The sequence below is a fragment of the Clostridium paridis genome (assembly GCF_016765615.1).
GTDB classification, from domain to species: domain Bacteria; phylum Bacillota; class Clostridia; order Clostridiales; family Clostridiaceae; genus Clostridium_T; species Clostridium_T paridis.
The window spans coordinates 629,251-645,416 of record NZ_JAESWA010000022.1 but is presented as its reverse complement, the minus strand read 5'-3'; the positions used below and the strand labels follow the sequence as shown (position 1 = coordinate 645,416).

Genomic DNA, 16,166 nt, shown 5'->3' with positions numbered 1-16,166 from the left:
AATAAAGAAACAATAGAAGATAAAGAAATAATGTCCTTTAGAGACGAAGATGGAAATAAAGTTGATTTTGAGGCAATTGCAAGAATATATTTAGAAGAAAAAGAATATTTAATACTATCACCCCTAGAAGGAGATGGTAATGTTGAAGATGCCTTCATTTTTAGAGTAGACGAGGTGGAAGGAAAAGAAGAGTATAATTTTGTTGAAGATCAAAAAGAGTTTGAAGCTGTTAAAAAGGAGTATAAAAAATTACTATATCAAGGAGAATAGAAAATGGTAAGTAGTGAGATTTTGAAGTCATTAAAAGAAAAGGATTTAAGTGATATTGAAGAAATCAAATATAAAAAAGGTTTCTTACTTGTAAAGTTTTTTTATGATTTTGATAAAGATGAATTAGCAGCAGCTAAAGCCTATGCAGATGAAGAAGAAACTTATGAGAGTGAAAGTGAAGAGTGGTACAAAGAATTATACCTACCATACCTATATGACATTGCACTAGATAATGTAGAGGAAATAATTGATGAAGTTATGGAAGAAGAGGAAGTAGAAGGACAATTTTTGGCCTATGACTTAGATATTAATAATCCTACCTATGGGGAATTTGTAGCACTATTTAATGACATTGATGAAGAAAAAGATATAGAAGAAGTTATGGATGAGTTAGGTCTTTAATATTTTGGTTAAGGTTAGCGACTTATGTTTTTTCTTAATAATATAATATGTACAAATGAAAACAGAAACCTTTGGTTTCTGTTTTATTATTCTTAGTAAGTGAGATAATTCAAGTATCTTATTTAATTTAAGATATATCTCGTCTAGATTAAAATCTAAAATATGTGTTGAAAACTTTGTTAATTGATTTTTAAGTTTTTTTAGCTAAGCTGTGTATCGTAAAGGAATAGTTTTTCTTCTACTATGCTTTCTTTTATATTTTTTGTATAAACGAAGTTGTCCTTTTACTATAAGCTTGTCCAAATGTTGACTTAAGTATATAACAAAGCTATTGGTTGGAGATAAAAACTTTAATAAAAAATTTAAAAGAGTCTTTTCTAAGTTGATTCTGCGTTGAATTGTTTTTGTTTTCATTTCTTTCACCCCATCCTCTAAAATTTATATGGTGCAAAAAAGTAAAGAATGGCACCATATATTATATGCTTAGTCCTTATACCTATATTATACCAAATTGAAAAATATTGTAAATCGAAATTTAGCAATAATTTAATAAAAAATTGTAAATTTTATCAATATAAAGTAAATATCTTCTAAATTATACAGTATATTACATATATTGTAATTTAAATTAATACAATTAAATATAAATTATTTATAAGTATTAAAACCAGAGGGATTTTTGTTAGTAATAATTACACTCATGTGGTATAATTTCTTTATAGAAATTAGATATTGATTAGAGTTTAAACACTCTAGAAATCAAAGGAGAAATTAAGTAATGAATGAAGATGCATTAATCGCAAGAATAAATGAATTATATAAAAAAAGTAAAGAAGAAGGTCTAACAGATATAGAAAAAGAGGAACAGGATAAACTGAGAAAAAAATATATAGAATTAGTAAAAAATAATTTTAGAGCTCAATTAAGTGGAATTAAACCAAAAAAGAAGTTTAATAATTAATTTGTATGAGGGTGGTTAGCATGGAGGTTACAGTAGAAAAGCTTATCAAGGATTTTGATCTAGAGGTATTAGTTAAAGGGGAAGTTAACAAGATAATAAGTGTAAGTGATATAAACAGACCAGGACTACAGCTTGCAGGATTTTATAATTATTTTGCTCCGGAACGTATTCAGGTAGTAGGAAAAGCTGAATGGAGCTTTTTAGATGATATGGGGATAGAAATTAGAAAAAAGAGATTGAATAAATTTTTTAGTTTTGATTCAACATGTTTAATTATTACAAGAGATTTAGAACCTCATAAGGAACTGGTAAGTGCGGCTGAAAAGAGTAAATCATGGTTACTTAGAAGTAATATGGTGACTACACAATTTATGAGTAAATGTACAATGTACCTTGCAGATAAGATGGCTCCAGAAACAAGACTTCATGGAGTTCTTGTTGATGTGTATGGTATTGGAATATTAATAACTGGTGAAAGTGGAATTGGAAAAAGTGAAACTGCACTAGAATTAATAAAGAGAGGTCATAGAATTGTAACAGATGATGCAGTGGAGATAAGAGCAATTGATGGAGAATTAATTGGGACATCCCCTGAAATAACTTTCGGAATGCTTGAAGTTAGGGGAATGGGGATAATTGACATAACTGCATTGTATGGATTAAGCTCTGTTATTCCTTCAAAAGATATAAAACTAATAATACATTTTGAACATTGGAAAGACGATGGAGATTATGAGAGATTAGGCACTAATGCAGATTATCAGGATATATTAGGTGTTGATGTGAGAAAGCTAATAGTTCCAATAAGACCAGGAAGAAATATAGCTGTAATAATTGAAGCAGCAGCTGCTAATTACAGATATTCCTTAATGTCAGATGTTACTCCAGTTGACATAATTGAAAGCAGAATGAATAAAATGAACGGATAATAAAACAGGTATTTATGTAAATATAATAAAATTTCATCTTTTGGAACATAATATATATCTAGAAATATTTATTAAAGGTGAGAAGATGATAATTTATGATATATCAAATAAGTTCAAAGAAGTTGATAGTTGGGAACAGGAAAAGAGTTTATATTGGATCATACTTCATGCAGAAGAAATTGAAGTATTGAACCTTGTACTTGATGAGGAATGTATACAAGAATGTAAGGATTTTTCACAAGAAGCTCAGATTCATTTTTACAATGATTATATTTTTATGGTATTAAATGTACTTGATATTTATGAGGAAGATATTATCTCTAAAGAGCTTAATATCTTCCTTAGTCATAATTTCATAGTTACTGTGTATAAAGACAGAATACCGGTATTAGAAGAATTTATAAAAGATATAAAAAAGAACAGAAATTGTTTTATGTTAAAAGATAAAGGTAAGCCAGAAATAGTTCTATATTATATTCTAGATAGATTAATATTAAGAAACTATAATTGTATATCACTAGTTGAAGAAATGGCTGATAAGGTAGAATTAGAAATATTAAGATCTCCTCATTCGAATCAAATAAGAGAACTTGTATTTTTAAGAGGTCAAACATACAAAATACGTAAAATACTCAATCCGTTACGATATATAGGAGATGCATTACTTGCAAATGAAAATGGAATAATTTCAGATAATTATATGATTTATTTTAAGAATATAGATAATAAAATCTCAAAACTAATGAAGGCTATTGAGAATTTAACACAAGATCTAGCAATGGTAAGAGAAGCTTATGAAGCTGAAATATCGAATAAGACAAATGATTTAATGAAGGTTTTTACTGTGGTAACAACAGTATTTCTACCATTAGAGCTTATTACAGCTGTATTTTCAATGAGTTTTGATCATATGCCATTTAAAGAAAATAATTTTGCGTTTTTTGGAATACTTATTTTTATGGGGGGAATAGTTATAACAATGTTGTTTTATTTTAAAAAGCATAGAATGATATAGTTATAAGGTTTTAAGTTAAGTGTCCTATAAGAAACCATATAAAACATCTATTGGTTTGATATTCCATATAAATAAGTGTAAAATTATAAAAAAAGACATGGGAGGTTTAAACATGAGTAAAAAATTAAAAAAAGAATATTCCTTAGCTTGGGATAAATATTCTAAAGATGACTTAAAAAAAGTTTTTGAACTAAGTGATAGATATAAAGATTTTATATCTAAATGCAAGACTGAAAGAGAATCAGTGGATGAACTTATAGAACTTGCAGAAAATAATGGATATAGAAATTTACAAAACATAATTGATAATGGAGAAGTATTAAAGGCTGGAGATAAAGTTTATGCAAATAATATGGGAAAAACTTTAGCTTTATTTCTAATTGGGTCAGAACCTTTAGAAAAGGGATTAAGAATTCTAGGTGCTCATTTAGATTCACCTAGATTAGATTTAAAGCAAAATCCACTTTATGAAGATGGTGGGTTAGCTTTATTTGATACTCATTACTATGGTGGGGTAAAAAAGTATCAATGGGTTACTATTCCACTAGCAATTCATGGAGTCTTAGTTAAAAAGGACGGAACTGTTATAAAGCTTAATGTAGGCGAAGATGAAAATGATCCAGTTGTAGGAGTATCAGATTTATTAATTCACCTTGCATCAAAGCAATTAGAAAAGAAAGCAAATGTAGTAATTGAAGGTGAAGATCTTAATGTTTTAGTTGGTTCAATGCCAATAAAAGATAAGGATGCTAAAGAGAGAGTTAAAGAAAATATTTTAGCATTATTTAATGAAAAATACGGAGTAGAAGAAGAAGATTTTGTTTCAGCAGAACTAGAAATAGTCCCAGCAGGAAAAGCTAGAGACTACGGTTTGGATAGAAGTATGGTTATGGGATATGGCCATGATGATAGAATATGCGCATATACAAGCTTTGAAGCTTTAATGGCTATTGAAAAGACTGATAGAACATGCGTTGCATTATTTGTTGATAAAGAGGAAATAGGTAGTGTAGGAGCTACAGGAATGCAATCAAGATTCTTTGAAAATATTGTAGCTGAGATATTGGATAGAAAAGGTGAGTATTCAGAACTAAAGCTTAGAAGAGCATTGAATAACTCACATATGCTTTCTTCAGATGTTACAGTTGCATTTGATCCTAATTTCCCAAGTGTTGTAGAAAAAAATAATACAGCATACTTTGGAAAAGGAATTGTATTTAGTAAATACACTGGAGCAAGAGGAAAATCAGGCTCAAATGATGCAAACGCAGAATATGTAGCATATATCAGAAGAATAATGGAAAAACATAATGTAACTTGGCAAACTGGTGAACTTGGAAAGGTTGACCAAGGTGGCGGAGGAACCATAGCATATATACTTGCTCAATACAATATGCAAGTAATAGACTGTGGAATAGCCCTTCATAATATGCATGCACCATGGGAAGTAGCTAGCAAAGCAGATATTTATGAAACTATGAGAGGATATGAAGCATTCTTAAAGGAAGCTTAAAATAATTAATAAATCCCCCTAGAATATTTAATATTCTAGGGGGATTTTATATGCTATTCTCCAAGATATGCACTTCTTATCTTATCATCTTGTAATAGTTCTTTTGCATTACCTTCTAATACAATTGAACCTGTTTCTAAAACATAAGCTCTATCAGCTATAGATAAGGCCATATGAGCATTTTGTTCAACTAATAATACTGTAGTTCCACCTGCATTAATTTCTTGTATTGTGTCAAAAATTCCTTTAACAACAAGAGGAGCTAATCCCATTGAAGGCTCATCAAGTAAAATCATTTCAGGTCTGCACATTAAAGCTCTTCCCATGGCAAGCATTTGTTGTTCTCCACCTGATAAAGTACCGGCTCTTTGTTTGATTCTTTCTTTTAATCTAGGGAATTTAGTGAAGATTGATTCCATATCGGTAGCAATCCCCTTCTTATCTTTTCTTAAATATGCTCCAAGTTCTAGATTCTCCATTACAGTAAGCTCAGGGAAGATTTTTCTTCCTTCTGGAACATGAGAAAGGCCTAGAGAAAGTATTTTATGTGGAGCTATAGTCTTAAGAGCATTTCCTTTAAAGTTTATATCTCCAGATTTGTATGGAACCAATCCAGAAATAGCTCTAAGAGTAGAAGTTTTTCCAGCACCATTTGCACCTATTAAGGTTACTATTTCACCTTGATTTACTTCAAGAGAAATATCTTTCAGAGCGTGAATTCCTTCATAATATACATTTAAGTTATCTATCTTTAGCATGATTAAGCTCCTTCCCCAAGGTACGCTTCTATAACCTTAGGATTTCTCTTTATTTCTTCAGGTGTACCTTCTGCAATCTTTTTACCGTAATCTAGAACAGTTATCTTTTCACAAATTCCCATTACAAGTTTCATATCATGTTCAATAAGCAGAACTGAGATATTAAATTTGTCTTTTGTCCAGTTTATCATTTTCATAAGTTCTTGAGTTTCTTGTGGATTCATACCAGCAGCAGGTTCATCTAATAATATTAGCTTTGGATCAGCTGCAAGAGCTCTTACAATCTCTAGTCTTCTTTGTTCTCCGTAGGAAAGATTTTTTGCTAATTCATCCTTCTTTGAATCAAGGTCAAAATACGATAAATATTCTAATGCTTGTGCTTCTATTTCCTTTTCTTCCTTTATGAATCTAGGAGTTCTAAAAATTGAATCAAAAACATTATATTTAACTCTATAATTAAAGCTTATCTTTATATTATCTATTACAGATAAATTTGAAAATAATCTTATATTTTGAAATGTTCTTGCTATTTTCTTTTGAGTTATATTATAAGGCTTTAGGCCGTGAATATTTTCTCCTAAATAAGCTATAGTACCTTCAGTAGGAGCATAAACTCCAGTTAAGAGGTTAAAAATTGTAGTTTTACCAGCTCCGTTTGGACCAATTAAACCTACGATTTGCTTTTCGCCTATTTCAAGAGAAAAATCAGAAACAGCTTTAAGTCCGCCAAATTGTATGGATAAGTTATCAACCTTTAACATGGGTTAGCTCTCCTTTCCTTTAGGTAATATTTTAGAAAATATTTTGAATGATATCTCTTTAGTTCCAAGTAATCCTTGAGGTCTGAATATCATTAATACTATTAATGCAATAGGATAGATGATATTCTTTAAGTCTTTTAATCCTCTTAAATATTCTGGTAAGAATGTTAATATAATAGTGGCTAATACTGAACCTGATAAAGATCCCATTCCACCTAATACCACGAAGGTTAATATTTCTATTGACTTCATAAAGTCAAAGGATTGTGGTTGAATGAACATAGTATTATGAGCAAGAAGACCACCAGCAACACCAGCAAAGAAAGCAGCTATAATAAATGCCATAACCTTGTATTTAAAAGTATTTACTCCCATAGCTTCTGCAGCAATTTCATTTTCTCTAATTGAGATCATTGCTCTTCCTTGAGAAGAATGAATTATATTATATATAACTAAGATAGTTAAAACCATTATGATAAATGCCCAAGTAAAATCTGTGTGTTTTGGTATTCTGCTTAAACCTCTAGCACCACCTACAGCTTCAGTATTCATAATTATTCCTTTAATTATTTCACCAAAAGCTAGGGTTGCAATAGCAAAGTAGTCTCCTTTTAATTTTAGAGTAGGAATACCAATAACAAGAGAGAGTAGTCCTGCAACTAATCCACCAACTAATAATACAACAATAAACGGAAGCTTATAGTGGATTGATAAATAAGCTGAAACATATGCACCAATTACCATAAATCCGGCATGTCCTAATGCTAGCTGTCCGGTAAATCCAACTACTAAATTTAATGATGCCGCTAAAATTATATTAATACATACAAGTATTATGATTCCGCCATAATAAGAGTTAATAATATGATTTTTCATTAAAATGGAAAGTACAAAATAGGTTACTATTAAAGAAACTAATATGATAATAGGTTTTAATTTTGAGTTTATATTATTCTTCATATTCTTCACCTACACTTTCTCTTTAGTCTTGTCCCCAAGTAAACCAGTAGGTTTAAATAGGAGAACAATTATTAATAATCCAAAAGCTATAGCATCTGATAAAGATGTTGAAATATATGCTTTTGTTAGGGTTTCAGATATTCCCATAACTATTCCACCAAGTAATGCACCTGGTATGCTTCCTATTCCTCCAACAACAGCTGCAACGAAAGCCTTTAGACCAGGCATCATTCCCATATAAGGATCAATACTTGGATAAGCTATTGCAACTAAAACACCTGCAATTCCAGCTAAAGCAGAACCTATAGCAAAGGTAAGAGAAATGATATTATTAACGTTTATTCCCATTAGGGAGGCAGCTTCCATATCTTGAGAAGCTGCTCTCATAGCCTTTCCAACCTTTGTTTTATATATTATATATTGAAGGAGTAAAACAAGTAACGCAGATACCCCAAGCATTAAAAGTATTTTTCCATTTATGTGTAGAGATCCAATATTTATAGTTCCTACAGGGAATAAATCAGGGAATGGTTTTGGATCAGGACCAACTAAAAACCTCATACCATGTTCAAGTAGTAGAGAAACACCTATTGCAGTAATTAAAAGTGTTATTCTAGGTGAATTTCTAAGAGGTTTATAAGCAACCTTCTCGATTATAATACCTAGTAATGCTGCAGCAAACATTGATACTATTAAAGTTGGTATCAATGATAAGCCTAATTTTGTTGAGGCATAGAAACCTGCAAAGGCTCCTGCCATAAAAATATCTCCGTGAGCAAAATTAATAAGCTTTATTATACCGTACACCATTGTATAACCTATAGCAAGGAGGGCATACACACTACCTAATGCCAAGCCATTTATTAATTGTTGTAAAAGCTCCATATAATACTCCTCCTAATGTAATATTAAGGTTGAACCTTATCTACTAAAGTCTTCTTATCTCCATCTACTTTAATAATTACTGCTCCTTTAACTGCAGTTCTGTCAGCATCGAATGTAACTTTTCCAGTAACTACTTGTAGATCTGTTTTTAATAATTGTTCTCTTATTTTATCTCCATCAGTTGATTTTGCAGCTTCGATTGCTTTAACTAAGATTTTTGCTGAGTCATATGCTAAAGCAGCAAATGCATCTGGATCTTTACTGAATTTCTTTTTGTAAGCACTAACAAAATCAGAAACATTTTTATCAGTATCTTGAGTATAGTAGTGATTTAAATAAAGAGCTCCATTTACAGCTGTTCCACCAATCTTAGTAAGATCTTGAGATTCCCAGCCATCTCCACCTAATAATTGAGCATTTATTCCCATATCTTTTGCTTGTTTAGCAATAAGACCAACAACATTATAATAATCAGGAAGTACTAAAACATCTGGATTAGAAGCTTTGATTTTTGTTAGTTGTGCATTGAAGTCTTTATCACTGTCATTGTAAGTCAAGAATTCAGCTACAGTACCACCATTTTTCTCAAGTTCTGCTTTGTATGCATCAGCTATACCTTTAGAGTAATCAGATGCAACATTATATAATACAGCTGCTTTTTTCTTCTTTAATGAATCAGTTGTATATTTAGCAAGGATTTTACCTTGATAAGAATCTATAAAACATCCTCTAAATACAAAATCTCCACCGTCTTTAGTTATGTTTGGCTCAGTTGAAGATGGTGTAATCATAGGAATTGATTTTGATGTAGCTAAAGGTCCTACAGCTTTTGAAGCTCCAGATGTTACAGCACCTAAAATTGCAGTAACCCCTTCATCATCTACAAGTTTGTTGAAAGCTTGTATAGCTTTATTTGGATCAGCTTCATCATCTTCAAATACGAATTGTACTTTCTTACCGTTAATTCCACCGGCATTATTAATTTCATCTTGATATAGCTCGGCCCCTTCTTTAACAGACTGACCATACGTGGAGGCCTTACCAGTTAAAGGACCAATTCCACCTATCTTAATAGTGTCTCCGCTATCTGATTTTTTGGATGAACATCCAGTAAATGCTGCAGCAACTACTAAAGTAGCCATTACAGTTGCAAGAATCTTTTTCTTCATAAATAAATCCCCCTTAAGTTTTTAAAATTTCAATTTGATAAATTATCAACAAAATGAGCGTAAGTTGATTAATTAATTAAATATATTTAAAAATCGTTATTGATATATTAACACAATGCTTATTAAATTACAATATGATATTTTTAAATATTTTCAGAATAATATTAAAATTAGCATAATAAAAATGTTGTATTTTATATAAGCGTTTACTATAGGGTTTTAAGTTCAACTAATAACTATTCATGCCTGAAAATGTCTAGAAACTGACATTTTCAAACAAGAATAAGTTAAGTTTCCTATAGAAAACCCTATGTTTTCACCTATGTAAGCTTATGTGAATAGTATATAAGGAAAAGAAAATATCAAAGGAGGAGAAGAAGTATGGATAAATCTAGATTTAAAAACTATGGTTTATGGGTAGCAATATTTGCATTGATTCCCCTAATATTACAAGGGTTTGGACTAGATATACTTCCTAAGAATTATCAGGATATTGTTTCAGGTATATTAGGAATACTAGTTATGGCTGGTATATTAAATAATCCAACAACAGATAACAAAGGATTCTTAGATGATAAGTCTAGTGCAGATAATACTGTAACTACTAATAGTATTACAACCAATAATACTACAGGAACAACAAATACTAATGCATCATCAGGAGAATTCGATCAAATTACTCAAGATACTATTGATAGGGAAAATTCTCAAGGGCGATAATAGAAGTGAAGTAATTTGATATAAGAGTAAAAAAAGAAATGAGTAGAATGCGTGTAAAAGCATTCTACTCATATTTTTATCTATATATTATAATAAGCTTTCTTAAAAGCATTTAGCATTTCTTCAGGAATCTCAGTGATTCCTAAATCACCATGTTTAGTGTCTCCATCAAGATCACCATGGAAGTCTCCACCAGCAGATACTAAAAGATTCTTTTCTGCACATAGTTTAATAAGTTTCTTGGTTTGTTCACTTTTGTTTTGAAAATAAATTGCTTCAAAACCATCAAAGTCAAACTCAGTAAAATCTTTGATCGGAGTTTTTCTTATTAGAATTGGATGAGCTAAAAACACTAAAGCATTATATTTTTTTAATAGGGCTATTCCTTCAGGAACAGTTATCTTTTTATTTTCTACATAAGCGGGACTTTTATTTGAAATAAACTTATCAAATATTTCATCTTTAGTATATGGATATCCACTTGCAATTATTTCATCAGCAATATGAGGTCTAGCAATAACACCTTTTCCTCTCTTTAAAACATTATCGTAAGAAATTTCAATATTAAAATACTTTTTTAGGTTTTCTACAATCTTTCTTCCTCTGTTAACTCTATGTTCTTTTAATGAAAGTAAAAAATCCAGTAATTCTTTATTTTTATAACTGTCATCTCTAAAAAATCCTAACATATGAATAGATTCTCCATTATGTACAGTTGAAAGTTCTATACCAGGAATAAATTCTAAAGATAATTCTCTAGCAATTGTAGCAGCTTCTTGTAAAGAATCAACTGTGTCATGATCAGTAATTGCAAGCATCATTGAACCATTTTCCTTAGCCCTAGTAATTAATTCTCTTGGGGTAAGTCTTCCATCAGAAGCTATAGTATGGGTATGCATATCAACTTTTATCATAGGTTTCTCCTTTCAGAATTAATAAATTAAATATATTTTATATCATTTTTTGGTTATATAATAGTAAAATAAGAAAAAAAGAGAACAATATCTTTAATGCTAGTAGTATTGTCAAGTGGAATAGAAAGTAAAAAAATATATTAAAGGAACTAAAACTAATGATATAATTAATAGATAAAATAGATATCTAAGCACATATGGAGGTAAAACGGATGGTTGATAAAATTAAAATACAAGATGCAGTAAGGATGATTTTAGAAGCTATTGGAGAAGATCCAGACAGAGAAGGTCTTAAGGATACTCCACTTAGAATAAGTAAAATGTATGAAGAGATATTTTCAGGTATTGGAGAAACAGCTGAAAAATATTTAGATAGAACTTTTACTGCTGAGAGAGATGATTTAGTAATAGAGAAGGATATTACATATTATTCCATGTGTGAACATCACTTAGTCCCTTTCTTTGGAAAGGTACATATAGCTTACATTCCAAATGGAAAAGTTGCAGGACTTTCAAAGCTTGCCAGAACTGTGGAGGTTTATGCTAAAAAACCACAATTACAAGAAAGACTAACTGCTGAAATTGCAGATGCGATGATGGAATATTTAAGACCAAAAGGTGTGATGGTTATTATAGAAGGGGAACATATGTGTATGACCATGAGAGGTGTTAAAAAGCCTGGCACTAAGACAATTACTACTTCTTATAGAGGTGATTTTGAAGAAAATGTTGACCTTAGAAGAGAGGTAAGAGAACTGATTAATGGATAGAGTTAATGAAATCTTAAATAGCAGAGAATATAGAATTTTATTAAATAATATTGAGCTATTAGAAAAGGATAGAATATATTGCAAACATAATCTTGAGCATTTTTTAAATATGGCAAGAATATGTTACATAATTAATTTAGAAAGAAATCTTGGATTTTCAAAGGAAATAATTTATATTATTGGACTCCTCCATGATATAGGAAGAGGGGAACAATATGAAAAAGGAACCCCACATAATGAGGCTTCATATGAAATAGCTAAAAGCTTTTTAGACAGAATGAACTTTTCATTTGAAGAAAAAGAGCTTATTAAAGAAGGTATTTTAGGACATAGGAGAATACAGAAAACATCGCCTATGGCTAGCCTTATATATGAAGGGGATAAACTATCTAGGGAATGCTATAATTGTAAAGCTACGCTTGGATGCAATTGGGATGATAGTAAGAAGAATTTAGAAATAAAGTACTAAAGGGGCGATAAAGTGAAAATAGGTAATAAAGAATTTCATTTAGGAAAAAGGACTTATATTATGGGTATACTTAATGTTACTCCAGACTCCTTTTCTGATGGTGGAAAATATAATAATTTAGAACAAGCCTTAAAGCAAGGGGAAAAATTAATAGCTGAAGGTGCGGATATTATTGATATAGGAGGGGAATCTACTAGGCCAGGCGCTATGTATGTAACTGCAGAAGAAGAAATAAATAGGGTAGTTCCCATTATAAAAGCTTTAAAAGAAAAACATGATATTATTATATCAATTGATACCTATAAAGCAGAAGTTGCAGAGGCTGCCATTAAAGCAGGAGCAGACTTAATAAATGATGTTTGGGGATTTAAAAAAGATAAGGATATGGCAAAAGTTTCTGCTAAGTATGAAGTTCAGTGCTGCCTAATGCATAATAAGGATAATAAGGAATACACTGACATAATTGAAGATATGAAGAAGGAACTTCAAGAATCTGTTGAAATAGCATTGAAGGCAGGAGTTAAAAAAGAAAATATTATTTTAGATCCTGGTATAGGCTTTGCAAAAACATTAGAAAACAACATTGAAGTTATGGATAGATTAGAAGAATTATTAACACTAGGTTATCCAATGCTTTTAGCTACTTCAAGAAAATCTATGATAGGACTAACTTTAGATCTTCCTCCAGAGGAAAGAGTAGAGGGTACTGTTGCAACCACAGTAGTTGGAATAATGAAGGGTTATGATTTTGTGAGAGTTCATGATGTTAAGGAAAATAAAAGAGCTGCACAAATGACTGATGCTATAGTTAGGAGAAATAAATAGTATTATGGATAAATTATATGTTAGAGATTTAGAGGTTTTTGCCTTCCATGGTGTGTTTGAAGAAGAAAAAAAATTAGGTCAAAAGTTTTTAATATCCTTAGAGCTTACTTTGGATTTAAAAAAGCCAGGAAGAACTGGTGATTTAAATGCTTCAGTGCATTATGGAGAATTATCACAAAAAGTAGAGAAGGAATTTAATAAAATAAGTTATGATTTAATTGAAACAGCTTGCAATAAAATTAGTGAATTTGTACTTTTAAAATATCCTTTAGTTAAGGAAATAAAGGTATCAGTTAAGAAGCCTTGGGCACCTATACATAGAAATTTAGATACAGTTGAAGTTGAAATTACTAGAAAAAGAAGCAGGGCAGTGTTATCTTTAGGTTCGAATCTTGGAAATAAGGAAGAGAATTTAAAAAAAGCTATAGAAATAATTGATGAGCATAGTTTATGTAAAGTATTAAAGACTTCAAGTTTTATAAGGACAGAGCCTTGGGGCTATACAGAGCAAGATGAATTTTTAAATTGTGCAATAGAAATCGAAACCATACTAGCACCTAATGAATTAATGGAGTTTCTATTGGAAACAGAGCAGAAATTAAAAAGAGAGAGAGTAATTAAATGGGGACCTAGAACAATAGATATAGATATAATTTTTATGGATGATATAGTATCAAATGATGAACATGTAATATTACCGCATCCAAGAATGCATCAAAGACTATTTGTACTTGAGCCAGTAAATGAAATATGTCCATTTTATTTACACCCATTAATAAATAAAAGAGTATTTGAACTTTTAGAAATTGCAAAAGAAACTCATTAATGAGTTTCTTTTTTTTATTTGACCTTGCCCTTACTAGAAGGTTTATAATCTTAGCATAAAATATATAATATTTTAAAGACTATACATATAAAGTATTTTACTAAGGAAGGTGAATTTGATATGAGTGAAGCATTACGAATAAAAGGTATCAATTACGATGTAGGAACTTATACTAATGGAAAAGATAATTCCTCAAGAGATAAGTTCGATTCAAATATTGTTAAACGAGAGATGGAGATAATTAAAAATGATTTACATTGTAATGCAGTTAGGATTTCAGGCTATGATTTATATAGATTAACTACAGCTGCAAAATACGCAATAGAAAATGATTTGCAAGTTTGGTTTTCTCCAGCTATCATAGATGAAAATGAAGAAGAAACTCTAGAATATTATGAAAAATGTGCTGAAGAAGCTGAGAAGTTAAGGAAGTCTCAAGAGGATATTATCTTTGTTGCAGGTTGTGAACTTACCTTCTTTATGAACGGACTTGTGTTAGGAGAAACAGCTTTTGAGAGAATAGGAACTTTTATGAAGCCAATGAAGCTTCTAAAAAGTACTCTTTCTAAAGGATCTTTTAATAAAAATCTAAATTCATACTTATCCAAAGCAACAAATATTATTAAAAGTAAGTTTAATGGAAAGATAACTTATGCTTCTGGTCCTTGGGAGGATGTAGATTGGGATTTGTTTGATATGGTATGTATAGACTATTATATGGATAAAAACAATAAAAACACATATAGAAAAGGATTGAAAAAATATTATAAACATAAGAAACCAGTAATTATAACAGAATTTGGGTGCTGCACCTATGAAGGAGCAGAAGATAAAGGAGGTTATGGCTGGGCGATTGTAGATAAAAGTAAAACCCCTTTAGAGATAAGTGGAGATTATAAAAGAGATGAGAGTATTCAGGCAAAATATATAAAAGAATCATTAGATATTTTTTGTGAAGAGGATGTAGAAGGGGCTTTTGTATTTACTTTTATAAGTGGAAATTATCCTCATAAAGAAGAGCCTTTATATGATTTAGATATGGCAGCTTATGGCATAGTTAAAAGTTACGAAGATAAGCTAGGGAATACTTATAAGGATATGCCCTGGGATCCTAAAGCATCCTTTAATATGATATCTGAATATTACTCAATGATATAATTAATAAATAAGGGGGGATTTATTAATGCTTACAATTGGAGAATTTTCTAAGCTATGCAAGGTCTCCTCAAAAACTTTAAGATATTATGATAGTATAGACCTAATTAAACCAGCTTGGATAAACAAAGAGAATGAGTATAGATATTATTCAATAGATCAATTAGAAAAAATATATTTAATAAATAAATTAAAAGAGTATCAGTTCCCATTAATAGAGATTTTAAATATACTTAACAAAAATGATGATAATTATCTAAAGGCTTGTATTATAGAAAAGCAAGAATATATAAGAAAACAAATAGAGAGACAGAATGATATACTAAAACAAATGCAGAAGGATATTAATATAATTGAAAGCAGGAATAAATTTATAAATATTTGTGAAGATATAAAAATTAATATTATAAATACGGAACCAATTTCTATTTTAAGTATAAGAAGATTTATTAAAGAAGGGGAAGAAGGAGAATTATTTAATGAGCTTATACCACTAATTGAAGGCTTTAAACTTCATGTATATGATAAGCCCATATCTATTTATCATAATAAAGAATACGTTGAAAATAGTTTGGTGGATATGGAAATGGGAGTTCCTGTAGAGGAAACAGATAATAAGTATATAAGAACGTTAGAAGGATCACTATGTATTTATACCAAGTATGTTGGAAGTTATCAAAGAGCTCAATTTGTATATAATACTTTATATAAATGGAAGGAAGAACAAAATTATGAAGTAATAGCTCCTTCTTATCAAAAGTATATAAAGGGAGCTTCAGATACAGATAATCCAGATGAATACATAACTGAAATATATATTCCAGTTAGAAAAAAATATAAAATAAAAAACCTTTAGATTTTACT

Annotated in this window: 19 protein-coding genes and 1 pseudogene; 13 read left to right on the top strand and 7 right to left on the bottom strand. The window is 30.1% G+C overall.

Features of this window, described 5'->3' with window-relative positions; genetic code table 11:
* Positions 1-12: 12 nt before the first annotated feature.
* The gene (locus tag JK634_RS11005; protein ID WP_202768111.1) at positions 13-270 is read left to right on the top strand and encodes a DUF1292 domain-containing protein; all 258 of its coding nucleotides are present in this window, start codon (positions 13-15) and stop codon (positions 268-270) included.
* Between the two features lie 3 nt (positions 271-273).
* The gene (locus JK634_RS11000; protein ID WP_202767693.1) at positions 274-672 is read left to right on the top strand and encodes a hypothetical protein; all 399 of its coding nucleotides are present in this window, start codon (positions 274-276) and stop codon (positions 670-672) included.
* 204 nt (positions 673-876) lie between these two features.
* On the opposite strand, the gene JK634_RS10995 is transcribed toward JK634_RS11000, so the two are convergent.
* Positions 877-1,086 carry a hypothetical protein gene (locus tag JK634_RS10995; RefSeq protein ID WP_202767692.1) on the bottom strand — a complete coding sequence of 70 codons (210 nt, stop codon included), beginning with the start codon at positions 1,084-1,086 and terminating at the stop codon, positions 877-879.
* Between the two features lie 364 nt (positions 1,087-1,450).
* On the opposite strand from JK634_RS10995, the gene JK634_RS10990 reads away from it, so the two are divergent.
* The 4 genes from JK634_RS10990 (at position 1,451) to JK634_RS10975 (ending at position 5,090) form a co-directional block, all read left to right on the top strand.
* Positions 1,451-1,633 (top strand): DUF896 domain-containing protein, encoded by a 183-nt coding sequence (locus tag JK634_RS10990; protein ID WP_202767691.1) that lies wholly within the window; start codon positions 1,451-1,453, stop codon positions 1,631-1,633.
* Between the two features lie 20 nt (positions 1,634-1,653).
* On the top strand, positions 1,654-2,562 hold the full coding sequence (hprK, locus tag JK634_RS10985) for an HPr(Ser) kinase/phosphatase (RefSeq protein WP_202767690.1): 909 nt from the start codon (positions 1,654-1,656) through the stop codon (positions 2,560-2,562).
* A 40-nt stretch (positions 2,563-2,602) separates the two neighbouring features.
* Positions 2,603-3,577 (top strand): magnesium transporter CorA family protein, encoded by a 975-nt coding sequence (locus tag JK634_RS10980; protein ID WP_243425593.1) that lies wholly within the window; start codon positions 2,603-2,605, stop codon positions 3,575-3,577.
* 112 nt (positions 3,578-3,689) lie between these two features.
* Positions 3,690-5,090: an aminopeptidase gene (locus tag JK634_RS10975; protein ID WP_202767689.1), complete on the top strand. Its 1,401-nt coding sequence runs from the start codon at positions 3,690-3,692 to the stop codon at positions 5,088-5,090.
* A gap of 53 nt (positions 5,091-5,143) precedes the next feature.
* Here the strand turns inward: JK634_RS10975 and JK634_RS10970 are convergent, their stop codons facing one another.
* Genes JK634_RS10970 through JK634_RS10950 form a run of 5 tightly spaced genes read right to left on the bottom strand, consistent with a single transcriptional unit; the run spans position 5,144 to position 9,623 of the window.
* Positions 5,144-5,848, bottom strand: a complete 705-nt coding sequence (locus JK634_RS10970) for an ABC transporter ATP-binding protein (RefSeq protein ID WP_202767688.1) — start codon at positions 5,846-5,848, stop codon at positions 5,144-5,146.
* 2 nt (positions 5,849-5,850) lie between these two features.
* Complete coding sequence (locus JK634_RS10965; RefSeq protein WP_202767687.1) at positions 5,851-6,609, bottom strand: ABC transporter ATP-binding protein; 759 nt, start codon at positions 6,607-6,609, stop codon at positions 5,851-5,853.
* A gap of 3 nt (positions 6,610-6,612) precedes the next feature.
* On the bottom strand, positions 6,613-7,569 hold the full coding sequence (locus JK634_RS10960) for a branched-chain amino acid ABC transporter permease (protein ID WP_202767686.1): 957 nt from the start codon (positions 7,567-7,569) through the stop codon (positions 6,613-6,615).
* Between the two features lie 9 nt (positions 7,570-7,578).
* Positions 7,579-8,454, bottom strand: a complete 876-nt coding sequence (locus JK634_RS10955; protein ID WP_202767685.1) for a branched-chain amino acid ABC transporter permease — start codon at positions 8,452-8,454, stop codon at positions 7,579-7,581.
* Between the two features lie 23 nt (positions 8,455-8,477).
* Positions 8,478-9,623 carry an ABC transporter substrate-binding protein gene (locus JK634_RS10950; protein ID WP_202767684.1) on the bottom strand — a complete coding sequence of 382 codons (1,146 nt, stop codon included), beginning with the start codon at positions 9,621-9,623 and terminating at the stop codon, positions 8,478-8,480.
* A gap of 381 nt (positions 9,624-10,004) precedes the next feature.
* Here JK634_RS10950 and JK634_RS10945 point away from each other — a divergent pair.
* Positions 10,005-10,217: pseudogene (locus JK634_RS10945) on the top strand (phage holin); the annotation flags it as partial.
* 206 nt (positions 10,218-10,423) lie between these two features.
* Here JK634_RS10945 and JK634_RS10940 read toward each other — a convergent pair.
* Positions 10,424-11,257 carry a PHP domain-containing protein gene (locus JK634_RS10940; RefSeq protein ID WP_202767683.1) on the bottom strand — a complete coding sequence of 278 codons (834 nt, stop codon included), beginning with the start codon at positions 11,255-11,257 and terminating at the stop codon, positions 10,424-10,426.
* A gap of 212 nt (positions 11,258-11,469) precedes the next feature.
* Here JK634_RS10940 and folE point away from each other — a divergent pair, with 212 nt between their 5' ends.
* From folE to JK634_RS10910, 6 genes are all read left to right on the top strand, one after another.
* Positions 11,470-12,027: a GTP cyclohydrolase I FolE gene (gene folE / locus JK634_RS10935; RefSeq protein ID WP_202767682.1), complete on the top strand. Its 558-nt coding sequence runs from the start codon at positions 11,470-11,472 to the stop codon at positions 12,025-12,027.
* A complete protein-coding gene (locus tag JK634_RS10930) occupies positions 12,020-12,496 on the top strand; it encodes an HD domain-containing protein (RefSeq protein ID WP_202767681.1) in 477 nt (158 codons plus the stop codon). The genes folE and JK634_RS10930 overlap by 8 nt, the downstream gene beginning before the upstream one ends.
* Before the next feature lie 12 nt (positions 12,497-12,508).
* The gene (folP, locus tag JK634_RS10925) at positions 12,509-13,321 is read left to right on the top strand and encodes a dihydropteroate synthase (protein WP_202767680.1); all 813 of its coding nucleotides are present in this window, start codon (positions 12,509-12,511) and stop codon (positions 13,319-13,321) included.
* A gap of 4 nt (positions 13,322-13,325) precedes the next feature.
* Complete coding sequence (gene folK, locus JK634_RS10920; RefSeq protein WP_202767679.1) at positions 13,326-14,147, top strand: 2-amino-4-hydroxy-6-hydroxymethyldihydropteridine diphosphokinase; 822 nt, start codon at positions 13,326-13,328, stop codon at positions 14,145-14,147.
* Positions 14,148-14,267: 120 nt separating this feature from the next.
* A complete protein-coding gene (locus JK634_RS10915; protein ID WP_202767678.1) occupies positions 14,268-15,305 on the top strand; it encodes an abortive infection protein in 1,038 nt (345 codons plus the stop codon).
* A gap of 25 nt (positions 15,306-15,330) precedes the next feature.
* Positions 15,331-16,158 (top strand): MerR family transcriptional regulator, encoded by an 828-nt coding sequence (locus tag JK634_RS10910; RefSeq protein ID WP_202767677.1) that lies wholly within the window; start codon positions 15,331-15,333, stop codon positions 16,156-16,158.
* The last annotated feature ends 8 nt before the right edge of the window (positions 16,159-16,166 follow it).

What these genes read in the sequence shown, in the direction of transcription:
- JK634_RS11000 (WP_202767693.1), top strand. Translation starts at nt 274, where the DNA reads ATGGTAAGTAGTGAGATTTTGAAGTCATTAAAAGAAAAGGATTTAAGT.
- JK634_RS10995 (WP_202767692.1), bottom strand. Translation starts at nt 1,086, where the DNA reads ATGAAAACAAAAACAATTCAACGCAGAATCAACTTAGAAAAGACTCTT.
- JK634_RS10990 (WP_202767691.1), top strand. Translation starts at nt 1,451, where the DNA reads ATGAATGAAGATGCATTAATCGCAAGAATAAATGAATTATATAAAAAA.
- hprK (WP_202767690.1), top strand. Translation starts at nt 1,654, where the DNA reads ATGGAGGTTACAGTAGAAAAGCTTATCAAGGATTTTGATCTAGAGGTA.
- JK634_RS10975 (WP_202767689.1), top strand. Translation starts at nt 3,690, where the DNA reads ATGAGTAAAAAATTAAAAAAAGAATATTCCTTAGCTTGGGATAAATAT.
- JK634_RS10970 (WP_202767688.1), bottom strand. Translation starts at nt 5,848, where the DNA reads ATGCTAAAGATAGATAACTTAAATGTATATTATGAAGGAATTCACGCT.
- JK634_RS10965 (WP_202767687.1), bottom strand. Translation starts at nt 6,609, where the DNA reads ATGTTAAAGGTTGATAACTTATCCATACAATTTGGCGGACTTAAAGCT.
- JK634_RS10960 (WP_202767686.1), bottom strand. Translation starts at nt 7,569, where the DNA reads ATGAAGAATAATATAAACTCAAAATTAAAACCTATTATCATATTAGTT.
- JK634_RS10955 (WP_202767685.1), bottom strand. Translation starts at nt 8,454, where the DNA reads ATGGAGCTTTTACAACAATTAATAAATGGCTTGGCATTAGGTAGTGTG.
- JK634_RS10950 (WP_202767684.1), bottom strand. Translation starts at nt 9,623, where the DNA reads ATGAAGAAAAAGATTCTTGCAACTGTAATGGCTACTTTAGTAGTTGCT.
- JK634_RS10940 (WP_202767683.1), bottom strand. Translation starts at nt 11,257, where the DNA reads ATGATAAAAGTTGATATGCATACCCATACTATAGCTTCTGATGGAAGA.
- folE (WP_202767682.1), top strand. Translation starts at nt 11,470, where the DNA reads ATGGTTGATAAAATTAAAATACAAGATGCAGTAAGGATGATTTTAGAA.
- JK634_RS10930 (WP_202767681.1), top strand. Translation starts at nt 12,020, where the DNA reads ATGGATAGAGTTAATGAAATCTTAAATAGCAGAGAATATAGAATTTTA.
- folK (WP_202767679.1), top strand. Translation starts at nt 13,326, where the DNA reads ATGGATAAATTATATGTTAGAGATTTAGAGGTTTTTGCCTTCCATGGT.
- JK634_RS10915 (WP_202767678.1), top strand. Translation starts at nt 14,268, where the DNA reads ATGAGTGAAGCATTACGAATAAAAGGTATCAATTACGATGTAGGAACT.
- JK634_RS10910 (WP_202767677.1), top strand. Translation starts at nt 15,331, where the DNA reads ATGCTTACAATTGGAGAATTTTCTAAGCTATGCAAGGTCTCCTCAAAA.